Genomic DNA, 17,211 nt, shown 5'->3' with positions numbered 1-17,211 from the left:
TGATTTGACGGCACCAATCTGTTCTGGCTCTGCGCGGACGTTAGAGATGTGAGATCTGTCTTGATTACTGGATAAGCGAACAGCTCAACTACAGGTCTTTTTTGAAATTTAATGATCGCTGATAGTTACGAAGCTGATGTGAAAACGGCATGACAATAAGGCTGCATAGTTATGTAAGATGAGCAAGATGCAGTCTGTCTTTTCTGATCGAGGTAGCGCAAAGCCCCACCGAAGAACCTTAGACGGGCGATTTTCTGGCACCATCCAAAAGGGAAAGCTGTGTGTATGGCAGCGCCTCTTTGCATAGGCCAAGGATGGGGACCAGACCCTTGTCATGGTCTTTCTCAATGGCACGGCAATTCGTTCCCATCACAAGATGGCTGACCCTAATTTCAGTATGATCCAACGTCAAGGGAACAAAAATCATCCAAGAAGCAACGTGAAACTGAAAATATCGCCGGTTTTTATCGTTGCCGGAATGTTATGGGGACTTTTTCGTATTGCATCGTTTCGTGCTCTTCTGACTCCAGGAAACACAGAGTGCTGCGCCTTAATTAACGAGATACTGGCATCAGGCAGCACTCATGAACAATTAATCGATTGCAACGCCATTCGTGCGATGAAGTCAGCGTCATGATGGACCTTATTAGCCAACAACTATTCCTACCGATTACTAATGGCCGCTTTTCTTTCTCGCACAGCCTAAACCGGACATGCCGTTTACCTCGCAAAGCAGACACCGACTATCCTGCTCTAAAATCATCCTGACTGAATCTTCAAAAACCTATTCTCGCTGATCTACAAAGCCCATGGCTCGGTATCTCGGAAAAGCACAATGAGACAGAGCCCGCATTGCCCAACAGACGACCGCATACAAATTGCAACCCGCCAGATCTCTCCAAGGACACAGTCGCTACCTGTTCATAAGACAGCGAGCAACGACCAGAATTCTTGCCCTCATTCCGCACGCGATGATACTGATAATCTTTTGCAACAAGAGTCCTATCATGATCTCCCGCCTGCTTCCGGGGAAACGTCCTGCCGAGCGCCCCTCTCTTCCGGCCCATATTGAACAGATCCGTCTTGAAGCCCTGAAAGGCGACCCTCTCGCCCAGACGCAGTGGGGACAGGCTCTTCTCAGCAGCACTTTCATGCAGAGCGACCCGATGGCAGCCGTCGGATGGTTTAAAATCGCGGCCAGTGCCGGTTTCGGACCGGCCAGCAACATGCTTGGGCGTTGCTATCACTTTGGTCACGGAGTGGAGAAAGATCTGGCTCAGGCGGCTGTTCATTACGAAAAAGCCGCGTCTCTCGGCGATGAATGGGGGCGTTACAATCTGGGTATCCTCGCTCTGAGGGGGCTTGGTATGCCCGCAGACCGCCCACGGGCATTCACCCTGTTCCGGGAAGCCGCCCACAAGGGTCACGCCAAATCCATGAACCTCTATGCCCGCTTTCTTGAAGAAGGCTGGGAAGTGCCGCAGGACCGACAGGCAGCGCTGGCCTGGTACAGGCGCTCGGCGGAACAGGGCGACTATCGCGGACAGCACAATTACGCGACGGCGCTGGCTGAAGCGGACCTTGTCGAGGAAGCCCTCGCATGGTGGCGGAAGGCCGTTCAGGACAAGGATGTCACACCGGATATTCTTCAGGCGATGAAACGCTCCCTGACGGCGCTTGATAAGAACGGAGATGACGCTCTTCTTGCGGATGTCGATCGTAAGCTCGACGTTTTTCTGAAGAAATGAGTGTGTCCTTCATGTAGCCTGACCTTTGGAACACATCCGGTCCAGCGACGCTTGCGCCTGACGGTTACCCGTTGCGCATAGAGCCTTTACGTTACAGAAAGCTCCATATCCGGACAGTCCGGCGCTTCATAAAGGTTCACCCATGTTTCCTGAACAGGTTTCGACGGCCAATATTCTGTCCGCATTCATCTATGTCGTCAGCGCCGTCAGTGTGATCCTGGTGCTGATCGGCCTTGGTCTGGTCGATGCCGGTCTGGTCCGAAAAAACAATGTTCTGCATTGCTGGGTGCAGAAAATAACCACCTGCATGATCGGTGGTCTCGCCACGTTTTTTGTGGGGGACGCCATCTGGCAGTGGCAGTTCTATACCGCATTCGGCACGCCACATCCGTTCCTGCAGGCCTTTATTGACTGGTGGCCCGGAAGTGCCGCCATGAGTACGCCCGCTTTGGCGCAGGATCCGAAACTGGTTCCCGGCGCCGATACGCAGCAGGTCTTCTCGGTCTTCTTCGTGACCTTCGCCATGGCGACCGTCGCCCTCATTCACAGCGGAACGGTGGAGCGGATACGCAGTGCGCCGCTCTATGTCATGTCGCTTGCAACAGGCCTCATCTTCTGCCCGCTCGCAGCATATCTGACATGGGGTCCGCTTTCGCCTCTCACCAATAATGGTCTGCATGATTTTGAAGGAGCCGTCGCGCTTTACGTCTTTACCGGCACATGGACGCTGGTAACGGCATGGCGAATGGGACCGCGAGCCGGTGTGTTTACTCCCGACCCTGAAGGGGTGCAGCCGAAACCAAGCAATTACGGCAATATTGCTTCAGGGGCGCTGTTCGTTTTCATGGCGATCCCGCTCATCGCCCTTGGTTCGACTTGGATCACACCGGGGAAGACTGTTTACGGCATCACCATGGTCCCGACCGGACTGGGTATCGTGCTGAAAAACGTGTTCCTTGCCCTGCTGGGCGGTGGTGTCAGCGGGGCCGCTCTGGCGGCGCTTCTGAAAGAGCCGGTCTGGGTGTTTTTCGGTCCCATCGCCGGAGCCGTCATGACCGGCACCGTTTTTGATGTTGCCGGTTCTATGGAAAGCCTTGCCTTCGGCGTGATCGGTCCGATCCTTGCCGTGGTCGTGTCCCGCGTGCTCGTGCATCTGCACATTGATGAGCCGAAAGTGGCGCCGCTTGCCTTTGGCCCCGGCATCGTCGGTTCACTGGCTGGTGGTTTCCTGCACTGGGGGACTGGAACCGGCGGTTTTACCGATCTGCCTGCGCCCTATGCGCTCGATCACGCCCATATCACGCCGCTATTTCAGTTGATCGGCATCATCACAGTGATTCTGCTGTCTGCTGTGCCCGCCTATGTCATCTGTCGCGTTTTTGAAGCCACCTCCGGGCTTCGTATCTCCCGGGAGTGCGAAAGAAACGGTATGGACGTGACCTACTGGGGGCACGACAAGGACTGAGCCTCTGGTTAGGGCGATTGTCGTATCAGCCGATACCGGAATAACGGCAAAAACGTTTCGGCGTCGAAAAAAACTGCCTGTTCCGGTGTGACTGCAATGAAAAGGCAGACTTGCCGCTTTCTGCATGTTCGGAATCCCGGACGACAACTGGCAAAAAGAGGTTTTTCAAGTTACATCTGGTCCTACGAAAAACTGATCCACAGATAGCAGGAAAGGTGGCTGCAGGATGCTGCACACGGCCCGTTCATTGCGCGGCATGGTTACCGCACCGCACCATCTGGCGTCACAGGCAGGCCTTGCCATTCTTCGTGATGGCGGCTCGGCTCTTGAGGCCGTCGTGGCGACCGCCGCGGCCCTCGCCGTCGTCTATCCTCATATGACTTCCATCGGCGGCGACGCCTTCTGGCTCATCACATGGCCCGATGGACGTACCGAAACCATTGACGCCTGCGGAGCCGCCGCCGCGGCCGCCGATCTGGATCTGTATCGCAAGGCGGGTCACAAGACCGTGCCGTGGCGTGGGGCGCTGGCCGCCAATACGGTTGCAGGCACCCTGTCGGGCTGGGCGAAGGCGCTGGAACTGGCGGAAAAAGCCAACGGGTCGGTGCTGCCGCTGCAACAGATTCTTGCCGAAGCCATTCACCATGCCGAAGCCGGTGTTCCCGTCACGGCGGGCGGAGCCGCGCTGGCCCGTGAGAAATCTGCCGAACTCGCACCTGTATCGGGCTACGCCGCTATCTTTGAACCCGAAGGCCGTCCGCTGAAAGAAGGCGATATTCTGCGCAATCCGGCCCTCGGCGCGACCCTCCGCGAACTGGCTGCGTCCGGACTTCAGGATTTCTATACCGGCTCCGTCGCGCGCCGTATCGCTGCCGATCTTGCCAGCGCGGGCAGTCCGGTCAGTGCCGAGGATCTCGCAACGCACCGGGCGCAGGTCCGTGCTCCGCTCTCCGTGCCTATCAAGGGCGCGACGCTCTACAACATGGCCCCGCCGACACAGGGCGTTGCATCCCTGCTCATTCTCGCACTTTTCGACAGGCTGAAAGCCGTTGAAGGTGAGAGTTTCGCGCATATTCACGGACTGATCGAAGCGACCAAGCAGGCGTTCCGTTACCGCGACACGCATGTGGGCGACCCGGCCTATATGACGGTCGAAGCGCAGCATCTTCTGGATGATCCGGCAGCACTGGATGCCATGGCCGCGGCCATTGATCCGCAGCGTGCCGCACCGTGGCCGCACCCATCGCAGGCGGGCGATACCGTGTGGATGGGCGCGGTCGATGCGAACGGTGTCGGCGTGAGCATGATCCAGAGCACCTATTTCGAGTTCGGCTCCGGCGTCGTGCTGCCGCAGACCGGCATCGTCTGGCAGAATCGTGGGGCCAGTTTCCGTCTTGAAGAGGATGGTTGGAACGCGCTCCGGCCCGGTCGCAAGCCGTTCCACACCCTGAACCCGGCCGCAGCCCGCTTCGATGATGGACGCGTGATGGTCTACGGCACGATGGGCGGCGAAGGACAGCCACAGACGCAGGCCGCCGTGTTCTCGCGCTATGCCCGTTACGGCATGGGTCTTCAGGCCGCTGTCACCGCGCCGCGCTGGCTGCTTGGACGCACATGGGGACAGGAAAGCGTGACCCTGAAATATGAGGACCGGTTCGACCCGGCTCTGATCGCACAACTGGGCGCAGCGGGACACGCCATCGAGCGGGTCGCGCCTTTCACGTCCATGATGGGACATGCCGGAGCGCTGGTCCGCCATCCGGATGGTGTGATTGAAGGGGCGACCGATCCACGCAGCGACGGAGGGGTCGCGGCATGGTGAGGACCATGACGGACACCGGCACGGACTCTGGCGCGGCGGCTGGCGAACGCGCCGTCGCCCGATGTGATGTGCTCGGCGTTTCCCCTTTCAGCGATGAAATTGATCTGCTCTATCGCCCGTGGCTTGGTCCGGGGTTCATTGCCACGGTGGAAGCCATTTCGAACTGGATGCGTCAGGCGGGCATGACGGTAAGGCAGGACGCCGCCACCAACCTGATCGGTCGTTATGAAGGCACAACGCTGGACGCGCCCGCTCTGTTGTTCGGCTCGCATCTGGACTCGGTGCGGGATGGCGGGCGCTATGACGGGATGCTCGGCGTCATCGCGGCGCTGGAAGTGGTCGCCGGATTTCATGAAAGAGGCGAACGCTTTCCCTTCGCCATCGAGATTGTCGGTTTCGGCGATGAGGAAGGCTCACGCTTTCCCATCACCATGCTGACCACCCGCTCCATCGCCGGTGTTCTGGAAGAGGATGACCCTGTCGCTGCTTTTGCCGGGCTCCGTGATGGCACCGGCCTCACGGTCGAACAGGCTCTGGCGCGCGTGGGACTGACGCCGCGCGGTATGGCGGCCGCCAGGCGTCCAAAAGACAGCGTTCTGGCCTATGTCGAGGCACATATCGAGCAGGGGCCGGTGCTGGAAGCCGAAGGACGGGCGCTCGGCGTGGTGAGCGGCATTGCGGCGCAAAGGCGTTTCGAGATCAGGGTGCATGGCATGGCGGGTCATGCCGGCACCATGGCGATGTCACTTCGGCAGGATGCGCTGACGGCGGCGGCGGAAATGGTTCTGGCCATCGAGCGCATCGGTGTGGCGGGCGGGGATCGCGACGGGCTTGTGGCCACTGTCGGTCTGTTGCGCACATGGCCGGGCGTGGCGAATGTCGTGCCGGGTGACGTCACTTTCACCATCGACGTCCGCGCCGGAACCAACACGACACGCGACAGGACCGTGGACGTGTTTCTTGCCGCCCTGAAAGAGATTGCCGAACGCCGTGGCGTCGAGATCGAGATCATCCCCCGTGAAAATCTCGATCCCTCCCCCTGTGATCCGCATCTCATGACGCTGATGGAAACAGCCGTTCAGGACGTGACCGGCGAGCCTGCACGCGTATTGGTGAGCGGCGCGGGGCATGACGCGATGATCATGTCGCGACTGGCGCCGATGGCGATGCTGTTCATCCGCTGCGAGAAAGGCATCAGTCACAACCCGGCGGAAGCCGTGCTGCCCGCCGACGTAGGCGAGGCCGTTATCGCGCTGACCCGCTTTGTCCGCCTCTTCGCCGACGATTGCAGCAAGACCCAAGGGAGACATTCCGCATGACCGTGCCAGTTTTCGGCCAGATCGATCCGCCGCAGCGTCTGTTGATGGGACCGGGACCGGTCAATGTGCATCCGCGTGTGCTGCGGGCGATGAGCGCGGACATGCTTGGGCAATTCGATCCCGAGATGACGACCTACATGAACGAGACGATGGAACTCTATCGGGAAGTGTTCATGACGCGGAACCGCTGGACGTTCCTGATCGACGGCACGGCGCGCGCGGGTATCGAGGCGGCGCTGGTGTCGCTGCTGGAACCCGGCATGACGGTGCTGATCGTGCGTGCCGGGCGGTTCGGCCTCCTGCTATCTGAAATCGCGGAGCGGATCGGGGCGGACATTCGCACGATTGATCTGGAATGGGGCGAAGTCGCTTCTCTGGACGCCATCGAGGCCGCCTTCAAGGCACACAAGCCGCGCGTCTTCGCCTGTATTCACGGCGACACCTCCACGACAACGGCACAGCCGCTTGAAGGTCTGGGCGAACTCTGCCGCAAATATGACGTGCTGTCCTATGTCGATGCGACCGCCACCCTCGGCGGCATGCCGGTGGATGTGGACGGCTGCGGTCTGGATATCGTCACGGCAGGGCTTCAGAAGTGCATGGGAGGGCCGCCGGGCTCCTCACCCATCACGATTTCCGACCGCGCTGCCGAGCATATCTTCAGCCGTCGTCACGTGGAAAAAGGCATTCGCGGCGCGGATGCCGATGATGGTTATGGGGCGCGGATCAGCTCCAACTACTTCGATCTGGCCATGGTCATGGATTACTGGTCGGAGAAGCGTCTGAACCACCATACCGAAGCAACGACCATGCTCTATGGCGCACGTGAGTGCGGGCGGGTGATGCTGGAAGAGGGTCTGAAAAACCGCTTCGATCGTCACCGTGCTGCCGGAGCCGCCATGACAGCGGGACTTCGGGCTCTGGGGCTGAAAGTGTTCGGGCACGATGAATACCGCATGACGAACGTGACCGGCGTGTGGATTCCGGATGGGGTGAATGGTGAGGCGGTACGTCGCCGGATGCGCGAGGATTTCGAGATCGAGATCGGCACGGCGTTCGGGCCGCTGGCTGGCAAGATCTGGCGGATTGGCGCAATGGGCTACAACGCCATGAAGCACAAGGTGCTCCTGACGCTCGGCGCACTGGAAAGCGTTCTGGCCGCGGAAGGCTACGCCACCCCGCGTGGTGCTGGCGTGGATGCCGCGCTGATCGCATGGAACAAGGTGCTTCCGGATGCCCTGAAAGCGCACGACGCATGAGCACTTATCCCCGCGACATGGTGGGTTACGGCGCGAACCCGCCGGACCCGGAATGGCCCGGCAAGGCCCGTGTGGCCGTGCAGTTCGTCATCAATTACGAGGAGGGGGCTGAAAACTCCGTCCTGCATGGTGACGCCGGGTCGGAGGCGTTTCTCTCCGAAATGGTCGGCGCACGCTCCATTCCCGATGCCCGGGCGATGGCGATGGAGAGCCTCTACGAATACGGCTCCCGCGCCGGATTCTGGCGTCTGCATCGTCTGTTCACGGAACGCGAGCTGCCGGTCACGGTCTTTGGCGTCGCCGAGGCGATGGCGCGCAATCCGGAAGCCGTGTTCGCCATGATGAAGGCGGACTGGGAAATCGCCTCGCACGGTCTGCGGTGGATTGATTATCAGGACGTGCCTGAAGAGACCGAGCGTCACCATATCCAGCGTGCGATTGCGCTCCAGCAGGCGCTGACCGGCAAGCGTCCGCTGGGCTGGTATCAGGGCCGCACCAGCCCGAACACGGCGCGGCTGATCGCCGAAGAAGGCGGTTTTGTCTACGATGCCGATTCCTACGCCGACGATCTCCCCTATTATGACCACACATGGGAATCCGTAACGGGAAAGCCGCAGTTGATCGTGCCTTACACGCTCGACGTGAACGACATGAAGATCGTGGCGTATAACGGTTTTTCAGAGGGCGAGGAGTTCTTCCGCTATCTGCGCGATACATTCGATCAGCTGTGGGAGGAAGGAGCCACTCACCCCCGGATGATGTCCGTCGGGCTTCATTGCCGCATTGCCGGACGACCGGGACGGGCACGGGCCGTGGCGCGGTTCCTTGACCATGTGAGGCAGCATGACCGGGTCTGGGTCGCGCGGCGCATCGACATCGCCCGCCACTGGCTCAAGGTCTTTCCGGAATGAACACTGTCTTCGCCCATATCAATGCGTTGAATCAGGACGACTTCACCAAGTTGTTCGGTGCGCTCTACGAACATTCGCCCTGGATCGCGCAGCAAGCATGGAAGGCGCGGCCTTTTCAGGATGAGGAGGCGCTGCTTGCCGCCTTTCGTGACGTGGTTGCCAAAGCGCCGTCTGACACCCAGATGCTGCTGATCCGTGAGCACCCCGAACTGGCGCGTAAGGTCGGGGTGGATGACACACTGACCGCGGCCTCGCAGAACGAGCAGTCTTCCGCAGGGCTTGATCGCCTGACACCCGCCGAGCATGCCCGCTTCACGGCGAGCAATGAAGCCTATCGGGCAAAATTCGACATGCCCTTCATCATCTGCGTCCGGCTCAGCGAGAAGGACCATATTCTCAATGAGATGGAGCGTCGGACGCGCAACACTGCCGACGAAGAGCGCCGGGCCGCACTGGCGGAAATCGACAAGATCGCCGCCATACGCTGCCGCGATGTTCTGAAGACACTGGAGACGAAAGCATGAGCAGTCTTTCAACCCACGTTCTGGATCAGGTCAGTGGTCGGCCTGCCGCCGGCATGTCGGTCACGCTCTGGCGGGGTGAGACCATCCTGTTCGCAGGCGTCACCAACGAGGACGGGCGCTGCCCAGAACTGAAATCGCTCGGTGAGCTGGAGCCCGGCTCATACCGGCTGGAATTTGCGGTCGCCCCGTATTTCCGCCGGGAAGGTGTTGCGCTGAGTGAGCCGCCATTTCTCGATACAGTGCCGATCATCTTCGGGATTGCCGCCCCTCGCGAAGGCAAGACGGGCAGCCATTATCACGTGCCTCTTCTGGTCGCGCCGTTTGCCTATTCAACCTACAGAGGCAGCTGATCCACTCCTGAAGCATTCAGGGCTTAGCCCACTCAAACGTTCTTCCCGGACAGCACCACGTCGCCTTCGCGACGTGCTTCTGGTTGCATGGTGACACGCATCTTAATCTTGGCGTTTCCGACCAAATTACGCGATGATGCAAAGTCCGGCGTTCTGACGTAAAGGGACGCCAGAAATGTCTTCCGGAGCGTTTGTCTGACAATGTCTCTTGCTATTCCCGACTGGATGCCACTCTGGGCGCAGGTTCTGCTGCTCGGTCTTGGAATCATTGTCATCGTAGCGTTTCTGCTGATGCCTTTCGCCGTTTACGGTGTGAAAGGACGGCTGTCTGAAATCGCATTGCAGCTTGAGGATGCGAGAGCCGATCTCCGGGTCCTGACCATGCGTGTCGGCGCGCTCGTTCCGGAGCAGACGGCAGCGCGCAGGAAGCCGGAGGCTTCGGCACCACAGGAAGAGTGGATTCCGCCTGTGGTGGCAACTCCACCTGCTCCGGAATTCCAGCCAACGTCCGCTCCACGCGGCCGCACCACCGGCATCGCTCCCTCGCCACTCCTGCCTCCGGATGTTGTGCGTCCCACTCAGGAAGCAGCCCCTGTCACGCCTCCGGACAATCTTGCCGACGACACTCCCGCACCCGTGGAAAAACCTTTTTCCATGCGGCGGGAGCGGACAGCCCCGTCCTCTGGCTCACTCTCCCCCCTCCGCGCTTCCGACGCCTACGAACCCGGTCCACCACATCCGCCGGAACTCCGTGCGACCCGTGTGGAACGGGAAGCTCCCGCTGTCCCGCCAGTCGACCGATCAGCAGGACGGATGCCCTGGCACAATGCGGGTCGTCCCGAGGAACCCGTCTTCTCACGGCAGTCACCACCTCCGACCCGGACAGGCGACACACCTCCAACTGACGGCAGAACGGAGCCGGTGTTACGCTGGCCGTCACGTCCGTCAGAACAGCCCCCATACAGCGACAGATGACGGCTGATCTTTTTCTGTTACGGCCCTGTCTATAATTGATGACAGGCAGTGCCGTTCATCCTGAGCCGCATCAAAGGACGTACTGCTCTCTTATGGCTATCTCAGGCCCCATCATCGCTGTCGTCGGTTCGGACGGCAGCGGGAAATCGACTGTTGGCACGGCGTTGCTGGCATGGATGCGTGAGACGCAGCCGACCGCTCTCTGCCATCTTGGAAAACAGAGCGGAGAACTGGGCCGGGCGATCGCCCGGCTGCCGTTCGTGGGCAAGAGAGCAGACCGCAGAATCATCAAGGTCACCAGTAGCGCCCGCCAGAATCGCAGGATCAGGTTCTTCCCGGCTCTGGTCATGTTCGCGCTCTCCATGCGCCGCGTCATCCGCTTCCGCCGTATGCTCAGACTGCACCGGCAGGGTGTCTGCATTCTGACGGACCGCTATCCGCAAGTCGCCGTACCGGGACCGATGGACGGACCGAGCCTGACCTTTTCTCCACGCAACAGTGCTGTCGTGCAGTTCCTGACGATACAGGAACGGGGCCTCTATGACTGGATGGCAAGCACCGTTCCGGATCTGGTGATCCGTCTGAATGTCGATCTTGAGACAGCCGTATCCCGGAAGCCCGACCACCGCCTCACCTCGCTTGAACGCAAGATTGCGGATGTTCCAAAATTGAGCTTCAACGGTGCGCCCATTCTGGATCTGGATGCGACAGAACCGCTGAATGTCGTGCTGGAAAAGGCCAAAAACGCCATCACGGAAGCTCTTATCCGGCATCGGGCGCATGCCTCGGATGGACAGACAGCATTATGAGCCAGACCAACAACGGTTCGCAGCCTTATACTGCCCCACGGCCAGTCCGCGCCCAGAAAGCGTCGCTCGCTCCGCTCGTGGCCCTGATTGGCTGTGACGGCGCAGGCAAAACTGCCATTTCCAGTGAAATCTCAGCCCAGCTTAATCAGATCCGCCCTACCCGGACCTTCTATCTCGGTCTGGGCTCTGGTGATCTGGGCCGCAGGATCGGCACCATTCCGCTGATCGGACCGGCTCTGGAGAAACTGCTGACCGGCAAGGCCAGGAAGACCCGCTCCAAAGGCGAGAAGATTCCCGGTCTGGTGACCGCTCTCGTCGTGTACGGATTCTCACTGCTCCGTTATCGTCGTTTTCTGAAAATGCAGAATACCCGGAAGCACGGTATCGCTGTTATCACAGACCGTTATCCCCAGACCGAGATTCCAGCATTCCATGATGGTCCCGGCCTGTCCGCCGGTCGTCCCGGCAACCGTCTTGTCGCGGCGCTCGCCCGGAGTGAACTGCGGCTCTACCAGAAGATGACCACCATTAAACCGAACCTTGTGATCAGGCTGGATGTCGACCCGCAAACGGCCCTCAACCGGAAACCGGATCATGATCTGGCGACGCTCATCGCAAAAGCGGCCACCACACAGAAACTGACCTTTGGAGGCGCACCGATCGTGACGATTGACGCTCGCTCGCCCTATGAGCAGGTTAAGAAAGAAGTGATGCGGCTATGTTGTCCCGTTATTCTTGGAACCTCCTGAACGACACGGTAGGCGGCGCAGAGCGTTTCTTGCGTAGCCTGGCTGGTTACCGTCTGCGATCTTCACCCGTCATGAAGCACGGCAATGCCGGGTTTACAGCGCGCCCGGTTCAGAATGAAGCAGGATATCGTTCGGATCATTGGCTGTGAAAAACTGGTTTAATGACGGGATATTACGGTCCGTCGTCAAAAAAGCAGGACAACTTGCTTCCACCAAACTGCTTGGCGGCATTATCGGACTTCTGGGGCTGGTCTGCACAGGACGCGGCCTGAGCGCCGAGTTGTTTGGCACGGTGATGTTGATTCACGCCTACGCGCTGGGTGCGTCTGCCCTGACGAAATCCCAGAGCTGGCAGATGATCATCCGTTATGGCGCACCGGCCCTGACCCGTGGCGACACCCTGCCCGCGCGTCTCGCCATCCGGTTTGCCTGTGCGATTGACGCCGTCACAGGTGTGATCGGCATGATCGGCGCCATGTTGGCCCTGTTCTTTTTCGGCACGAAATTTGGCGTGAAGCAGGAGCATATTCCGCTCGCCATCGCCTATTGCACGCTGATCCCCACCATGTCCTGCGCCACTCCCGCCGGAGCGTTGCGCCTGCTGGATCGCTTTGACCTGCTCAGCATTCAGCAGATCGTCACACCGCTGATACGTTCGCTGGGTGCTGTTCTGGCTTGGATTTCCGGGTTGGGCATGCCCGCCTATCTGCTGTCGTGGTATATCGCGGACATTGCCGGTGATCTTGTCCTGTGGGGCATGGCTGTTGTTGTGCTTGACCGTCACAGAATGCTTGATGCCCTGCGCCCGAGCCTTTTTGCCGCTCCGCGCAAACTACCGAAAGTTTGGAGCTTCATCTGGACCACCAACCTGAACACCACGTTGGCCGTCGGCAAGGAGCCGATCAGTAATGTGATTGTCGGTGGCATGTTGGGACCGGCGGCTGTCGGAATCTACAAGATCGCCACATCGGTGATCAATTCCGCGACCAAGCCCGCCACACTGATGGAAAAAGGGTTTTATCCGGAAATCATGCGGCTTGATCCGCACACGACACGCCCCTGGAAGCTGGCGCTGAAGACCGGATTTCTGGCCGGATGTATCGGGCTGGCTGTCGCTCTGGCGATCATGCTGCTTGGCCATCCTGTCGTCTCGCTTTTCGGCAAGAAATATCGGGAGTCAGCCAGTCTTCTCATCATGATGGCCCCTGCTCTGGTCATCACCCTCAGCGCCTTCCCGATGGAATCTTTGCTCTATATGGCGGGCCGCCCGAAGGCGTTGTTTTATTCCCATATCGTCGGCACAGGCGCTTACATCGCAGCACTGGTCTATATGACCCAGAATTTCGGATTATACGGGGCTGGTGCTGCCTTTATCGTAGGGCCGCTGTTGCTGTCGCTCTGTTCGCTGATCCCGACAGTGTACTGCTTTTTCAACCGCCGTTCAATCGTCCCTCCGACGCCCATTCAGCTTGGAGCCGAAGACGCCGGGATGGAAGAAGAGACTCTTGCTGAAAACTGAGAGAGTTTTTGGTGAAGCTTTTTAAAAAGGGTGCCCCCCAAAAACTTTCACTATGACTTCAGATCAAAAACCGGTCCATTTCCATTCAGGAAATATCAGAACAGGTCTGATCTGATCCGGGTTGCAGCAACATCTCCCGAAGACTTTCGAAGCGCACCTGATCCAGCGGAGACGGCATTTCCAATGCACGATGCTCCAATTCCCAGACCCGCTCAAACCCCAGAACCAGTTGCTCCAGCAACCGACGTCCCGATGCACCCTGCTGCTCATTACGCCGGTTCATAACGCGTTCCGCCAGACCTAAAAGGCCACGGGCCACATCAAATTCTCCATAATCACAGGCGAAATGGGCGTCAGCCAACAGACGGCGCGCAAGCGTGCGTCCGTTGCGACTGATCTTTCCTCTATCACCCACCATTGATCCGGTCTCCGCCAGATCATCACATCTGCGTCCGTAATCCATATGCGCAATGCTGTCCGCACTGTTTCAAAGTTTGCGGGTATGAATGCCCTGCAAATCATAAAATGTTTTTGGCGAAGCTTTTTGAAAAAGGCAGCAACCAGAAACTTTTATGACTCATGGTCTGAAAGCTGTCACAAAACAGCCATCAGCCGAAAACGTCTGTTTCGAACGCCTCTTCCCAGGTTCCAGCCGTCGAAGCCCGGCTATATTCCGTCGCCCGGTTCTCGAAGAAGTTCGTATGTTCGACCGCATTTAGCATGTCGTCCACCCACGGCAGCGGGTTCCGCTCAAGACCACCATAAATCGGGTCAAGACCAATCTGTCCCAGACGGCGATCCGCGATAAAGCGAATGTACGCCTTGACCTGATCGGCATCCAGACCTTCCACAGGGCCAGCTTCAAACGCCAGATCAATGAAGGCGTCTTCGTGCTCGACAATGGTCTCGCAGATTTCGGTGATTTCGCTCTTGAGCCGATCCGTCCAGATCTCCGGATTTTCATGAACGAATGTCCGGAACAGACGTGCCACAGACAGACAGTGCAGCGTCTCGTCCCTGACCGACCAGCTGACAATCTGTCCCATACCCTTGAGCTTGTTGAAGCGCGGGAAATTCAACAGGATGGCAAAGGAAGCGAAAAGCTGAAGCCCTTCGGTAAAAGCTCCGAAAGCAGCAAGGGTTTTTGCGATTTCATGCTTGTTGTCGACCGAGAAGGTCTGCATGTAATCGTATTTGTCCTTCATCTCCTTGTATTTCAGGAACATGGAATACTCGCTTTCGGGCATTCCAATCGTATCAAGGAGATGGCTGTAGGCGGCGATGTGGATCGTCTCGATATTGGAGAACGCCGACAGCATCATGAGAACTTCAGTCGGTTTGAAAACCTGACTGTATTTCTTCATGTAACAGTTATTCACTTCCACATCGGACTGCGTGAAGAAGCGGAAAATCTGCGTGACCAGATGACGCTCGCCGTCATTGAGAACGCGATGCCAGTCCTTCACGTCATCAGCCAGCGGCACTTCTTCCGGCAGCCAGTGAACGCGCTGCTGTGTGAGCCAGGCATCGTAAGCCCACGGATAACGGAACGGCTTGTAGACCGGATTGGCGGTCAGAAGATCGAATTTCTCATGTTCCTGCGTCGTCATCACGGCACCTGCTGTCTGGAAGGATGATCGGAAAGAAGCGCAACGGCATTTCAGCTAGAACTGATAACGCTACAGCGGCTGAATTTCCAGAAATATAAAAGAAAAAGCCTTTATCTTACTGACGATTTTCTCATCAATGAAAGAACATCAAAAACGGGTGTAAGCGGTTTTCGCTCACACCCGTTCAGACGGCGGCGTACCACGTTCTGTCTTAACCTTACTGGCAGGAAAGACATTCCTCGTAATTACTCGGCCCGGTAGTAGCCCCACTCTCCGCCTGAGGCTTCAGATCCATCTCGTGCTTCTGGGAGACGTTACTCACCGTATCGGCACGCTGGATGGACAGGGAGCGACAGTAATAGAGCGATTTGACGCCCTTTTTCCAAGCCTGGAAATGAATCTGGTGCAGATCGCGCTTATGGACATTCGCGGGCAGGAACAGGTTTACGGACTGCGCCTGACAGATGAACGGCGCACGGTCAGCCGCATGTTCGACAACCCAGCGCTGATCGAGTTCGAAAGCGGTCTTGTAGACGTCTTTCTCATCCTGAGTGAGGAAATCGAGGTGCTGCACGCTGCCCTGATTCAGGGTGATGGATGACCAGACATCGTCTGTATCCTGTCCTTTCTCAATCAGCAGCTTTTTCAGATGCCGGTTACGGACAGAGAACGATCCGGATAGTGTCTTCTGAAGGAAAACATTCGCCGTGATCGGTTCGATACCGGGGCTGGCATTACCTGCGATAATGGAGATCGACGCCGTCGGCGCGATAGCCAGCTTGTTGGAAAACCGCTCCTCAAACCCGTATTCGGCGGCATCAGGGCAAGGCCCGCGAGTCTTGGCCAGCGCCTTGGACGCCGCATCCGCCTGCTCACGAATCTGCTTGAAAATCTTGCGATTCCAGACTTTCGCAATGACGCTTTCAAACGGCACCTTCCGCGCCTGCAGGAAGGAATGGAAGCCCATCACACCAAGACCAACGGAACGCTCACGCATCGCCGCATAGGCGGCGCGGTGCATTTCCTTTGGCGCACGGTCGATGAAGTCCTGCAGCACGTTGTCCAGGAACAGCATCACGTCTTCGATGAACTGCGGATTATCGTGCCAGTCATCCCACGTCTCGAGGTTGAGCGAGGACAGGCAGCATACCGCAGTGCGATCCTTGCCATGATGATCAATGCCCGTCGGCAGCGTGATTTCGGAACACAGGTTGGAGGTCTTGACCTCCAGACCAGCCAGCTTCTGGTGCTCCGGACGAGCATTATTCACATGGTCGGAATAGACGATGTAAGGCTCCCCCTGCTCCATGCGTGCGGTCAGGATACGAATCCACAGCGACCGCGCCGACACCTTACGGATGACCGTATGATCCTTGGGAGACAGAAGCGCCCACTGCTCATCAGCCTCGACGGCGCGCATGAACGCATCCGTAACCAGAACGCCATGATGAAGATTGAGAGCCTTACGGTTCGGATCACCACCCGTAGGACGACGAATCTCGATGAATTCCTCGATCTCCGGATGCCAGACCGGCAGATACACCGCAGCCGACCCACGACGCAGCGAACCCTGTGAGATCGCCAGCGTCAGACTGTCCATCACCCGGATGAACGGGATGACGCCCGACGTCTTGCCGTTACGCCCGACATTCTCGCCGATGGAGCGCAGATTGCCCCAGTAGGAACCAATGCCGCCACCACGGGACGCCAGCCACACATTCTCGTTCCAGAGGCCGACAATGCCATCAAGGCTGTCAGAGGCTTCATTCAGGAAGCAGGAAATCGGCAGTCCGCGACTGGTGCCGCCATTCGACAGAACAGGCGTTGCCGGCATGAACCAGTGACGGGAAATATAGTCATAGAGTCGCTGTGCATGAGCGGCATCCGCACCGTAATAGGACGCGACGCGCGCAAAGAGATCCTGATAGCTCTCATCCGGCAGGAGATAGCGGTTATCCAGTGTGGCGCGGCCGAAGTCGGTCAGCAGCGCATCACGGGAACGATCCACGCGGACGGGATGATGGCCGGGAAGCTGCACGATATCGTCCAGCATATCGGGCTCGAAGAGAGAACCTTCATCCTCGGAATGGCTGGCGGGGAAACCGGAGAGGGTGTCAGACATGTCTGTAGTCAGGCTCACTCAGGTTGCTC

The 17,211-nt window shown here is 58.4% G+C and carries 16 protein-coding genes; 13 read left to right on the top strand and 3 right to left on the bottom strand.

The genetic code is table 11. The annotated features are described in order from the left end of the window. Positions 1 to 334 precede the first annotated feature (334 nt). The 13 genes from EMQ_RS15030 (at position 335) to EMQ_RS14970 (ending at position 13,450) form a co-directional block, all read left to right on the top strand. Complete coding sequence (locus tag EMQ_RS15030) at positions 335 to 637, top strand: hypothetical protein (RefSeq protein WP_132012073.1); 303 nt, start codon at positions 335 to 337, stop codon at positions 635 to 637. Positions 638 to 1,007: 370 nt separating this feature from the next. Beyond that, on the top strand, positions 1,008 to 1,748 hold the full coding sequence (locus tag EMQ_RS15025; RefSeq protein ID WP_010667788.1) for a tetratricopeptide repeat protein: 741 nt from the start codon (positions 1,008 to 1,010) through the stop codon (positions 1,746 to 1,748). 142 nt (positions 1,749 to 1,890) lie between these two features. Continuing rightward, the gene (locus EMQ_RS15020) at positions 1,891 to 3,213 is read left to right on the top strand and encodes an ammonium transporter (RefSeq protein WP_010667789.1); all 1,323 of its coding nucleotides are present in this window, start codon (positions 1,891 to 1,893) and stop codon (positions 3,211 to 3,213) included. Between the two features lie 226 nt (positions 3,214 to 3,439). After that, entirely contained in the window at positions 3,440 to 5,035 is a 1,596-nt protein-coding gene (locus EMQ_RS15015) for a gamma-glutamyltransferase family protein (protein WP_010667790.1), read from the top strand. Continuing rightward, positions 5,029 to 6,354 carry an allantoate amidohydrolase gene (locus EMQ_RS15010; RefSeq protein WP_010667791.1) on the top strand — a complete coding sequence of 442 codons (1,326 nt, stop codon included), beginning with the start codon at positions 5,029 to 5,031 and terminating at the stop codon, positions 6,352 to 6,354. The genes EMQ_RS15015 and EMQ_RS15010 overlap by 7 nt, the downstream gene beginning before the upstream one ends. Beyond that, positions 6,351 to 7,613, top strand: a complete 1,263-nt coding sequence (locus tag EMQ_RS15005) for a pyridoxal-phosphate-dependent aminotransferase family protein (protein WP_018307756.1) — start codon at positions 6,351 to 6,353, stop codon at positions 7,611 to 7,613. The genes EMQ_RS15010 and EMQ_RS15005 overlap by 4 nt, the downstream gene beginning before the upstream one ends. Continuing rightward, positions 7,610 to 8,524: an allantoinase PuuE gene (gene puuE / locus EMQ_RS15000; protein ID WP_010667470.1), complete on the top strand. Its 915-nt coding sequence runs from the start codon at positions 7,610 to 7,612 to the stop codon at positions 8,522 to 8,524. The genes EMQ_RS15005 and puuE overlap by 4 nt, the downstream gene beginning before the upstream one ends. After that, positions 8,521 to 9,048, top strand: a complete 528-nt coding sequence (gene uraD / locus EMQ_RS14995) for a 2-oxo-4-hydroxy-4-carboxy-5-ureidoimidazoline decarboxylase (protein WP_010667471.1) — start codon at positions 8,521 to 8,523, stop codon at positions 9,046 to 9,048. Before puuE ends, uraD begins: the two co-directional genes overlap by 4 nt. Then, positions 9,045 to 9,398 carry a hydroxyisourate hydrolase gene (uraH, locus tag EMQ_RS14990; RefSeq protein WP_010667472.1) on the top strand — a complete coding sequence of 118 codons (354 nt, stop codon included), beginning with the start codon at positions 9,045 to 9,047 and terminating at the stop codon, positions 9,396 to 9,398. The genes uraD and uraH overlap by 4 nt, the downstream gene beginning before the upstream one ends. Before the next feature lie 201 nt (positions 9,399 to 9,599). Next, positions 9,600 to 10,373, top strand: a complete 774-nt coding sequence (locus EMQ_RS14985) for a hypothetical protein (RefSeq protein ID WP_010667473.1) — start codon at positions 9,600 to 9,602, stop codon at positions 10,371 to 10,373. 92 nt (positions 10,374 to 10,465) lie between these two features. Next, positions 10,466 to 11,182 carry a nucleoside/nucleotide kinase family protein gene (locus tag EMQ_RS14980; RefSeq protein ID WP_010667474.1) on the top strand — a complete coding sequence of 239 codons (717 nt, stop codon included), beginning with the start codon at positions 10,466 to 10,468 and terminating at the stop codon, positions 11,180 to 11,182. Beyond that, the gene (locus tag EMQ_RS14975; protein WP_010667475.1) at positions 11,179 to 11,931 is read left to right on the top strand and encodes a nucleoside/nucleotide kinase family protein; all 753 of its coding nucleotides are present in this window, start codon (positions 11,179 to 11,181) and stop codon (positions 11,929 to 11,931) included. Before EMQ_RS14980 ends, EMQ_RS14975 begins: the two co-directional genes overlap by 4 nt. 145 nt (positions 11,932 to 12,076) lie before the next feature. After that, positions 12,077 to 13,450 carry a lipopolysaccharide biosynthesis protein gene (locus EMQ_RS14970; RefSeq protein ID WP_231367904.1) on the top strand — a complete coding sequence of 458 codons (1,374 nt, stop codon included), beginning with the start codon at positions 12,077 to 12,079 and terminating at the stop codon, positions 13,448 to 13,450. An 85-nt stretch (positions 13,451 to 13,535) separates the two neighbouring features. On the opposite strand, the gene EMQ_RS14965 is transcribed toward EMQ_RS14970, so the two are convergent. The 3 genes from EMQ_RS14965 to EMQ_RS14955 form a co-directional block, all read right to left on the bottom strand. Next, entirely contained in the window at positions 13,536 to 13,868 is a 333-nt protein-coding gene (locus EMQ_RS14965; RefSeq protein WP_231367905.1) for a hypothetical protein, read from the bottom strand. A gap of 190 nt (positions 13,869 to 14,058) precedes the next feature. Beyond that, on the bottom strand, positions 14,059 to 15,060 hold the full coding sequence (locus tag EMQ_RS14960; protein ID WP_018307758.1) for a ribonucleotide-diphosphate reductase subunit beta: 1,002 nt from the start codon (positions 15,058 to 15,060) through the stop codon (positions 14,059 to 14,061). Positions 15,061 to 15,277: 217 nt separating this feature from the next. After that, positions 15,278 to 17,182 carry a ribonucleoside-diphosphate reductase subunit alpha gene (locus EMQ_RS14955; protein ID WP_010668336.1) on the bottom strand — a complete coding sequence of 635 codons (1,905 nt, stop codon included), beginning with the start codon at positions 17,180 to 17,182 and terminating at the stop codon, positions 15,278 to 15,280. Positions 17,183 to 17,211 lie beyond the last annotated feature (29 nt).

Origin of the sequence: Acetobacter aceti NBRC 14818 (assembly GCF_000193495.2) — a bacterium.
GTDB classification, from domain to species: Bacteria; Pseudomonadota; Alphaproteobacteria; order Acetobacterales; family Acetobacteraceae; genus Acetobacter; species Acetobacter aceti.
The sequence above is the reverse complement of the archived record's forward strand: the minus strand, read 5'-3'. Positions and strand labels throughout refer to the sequence as shown.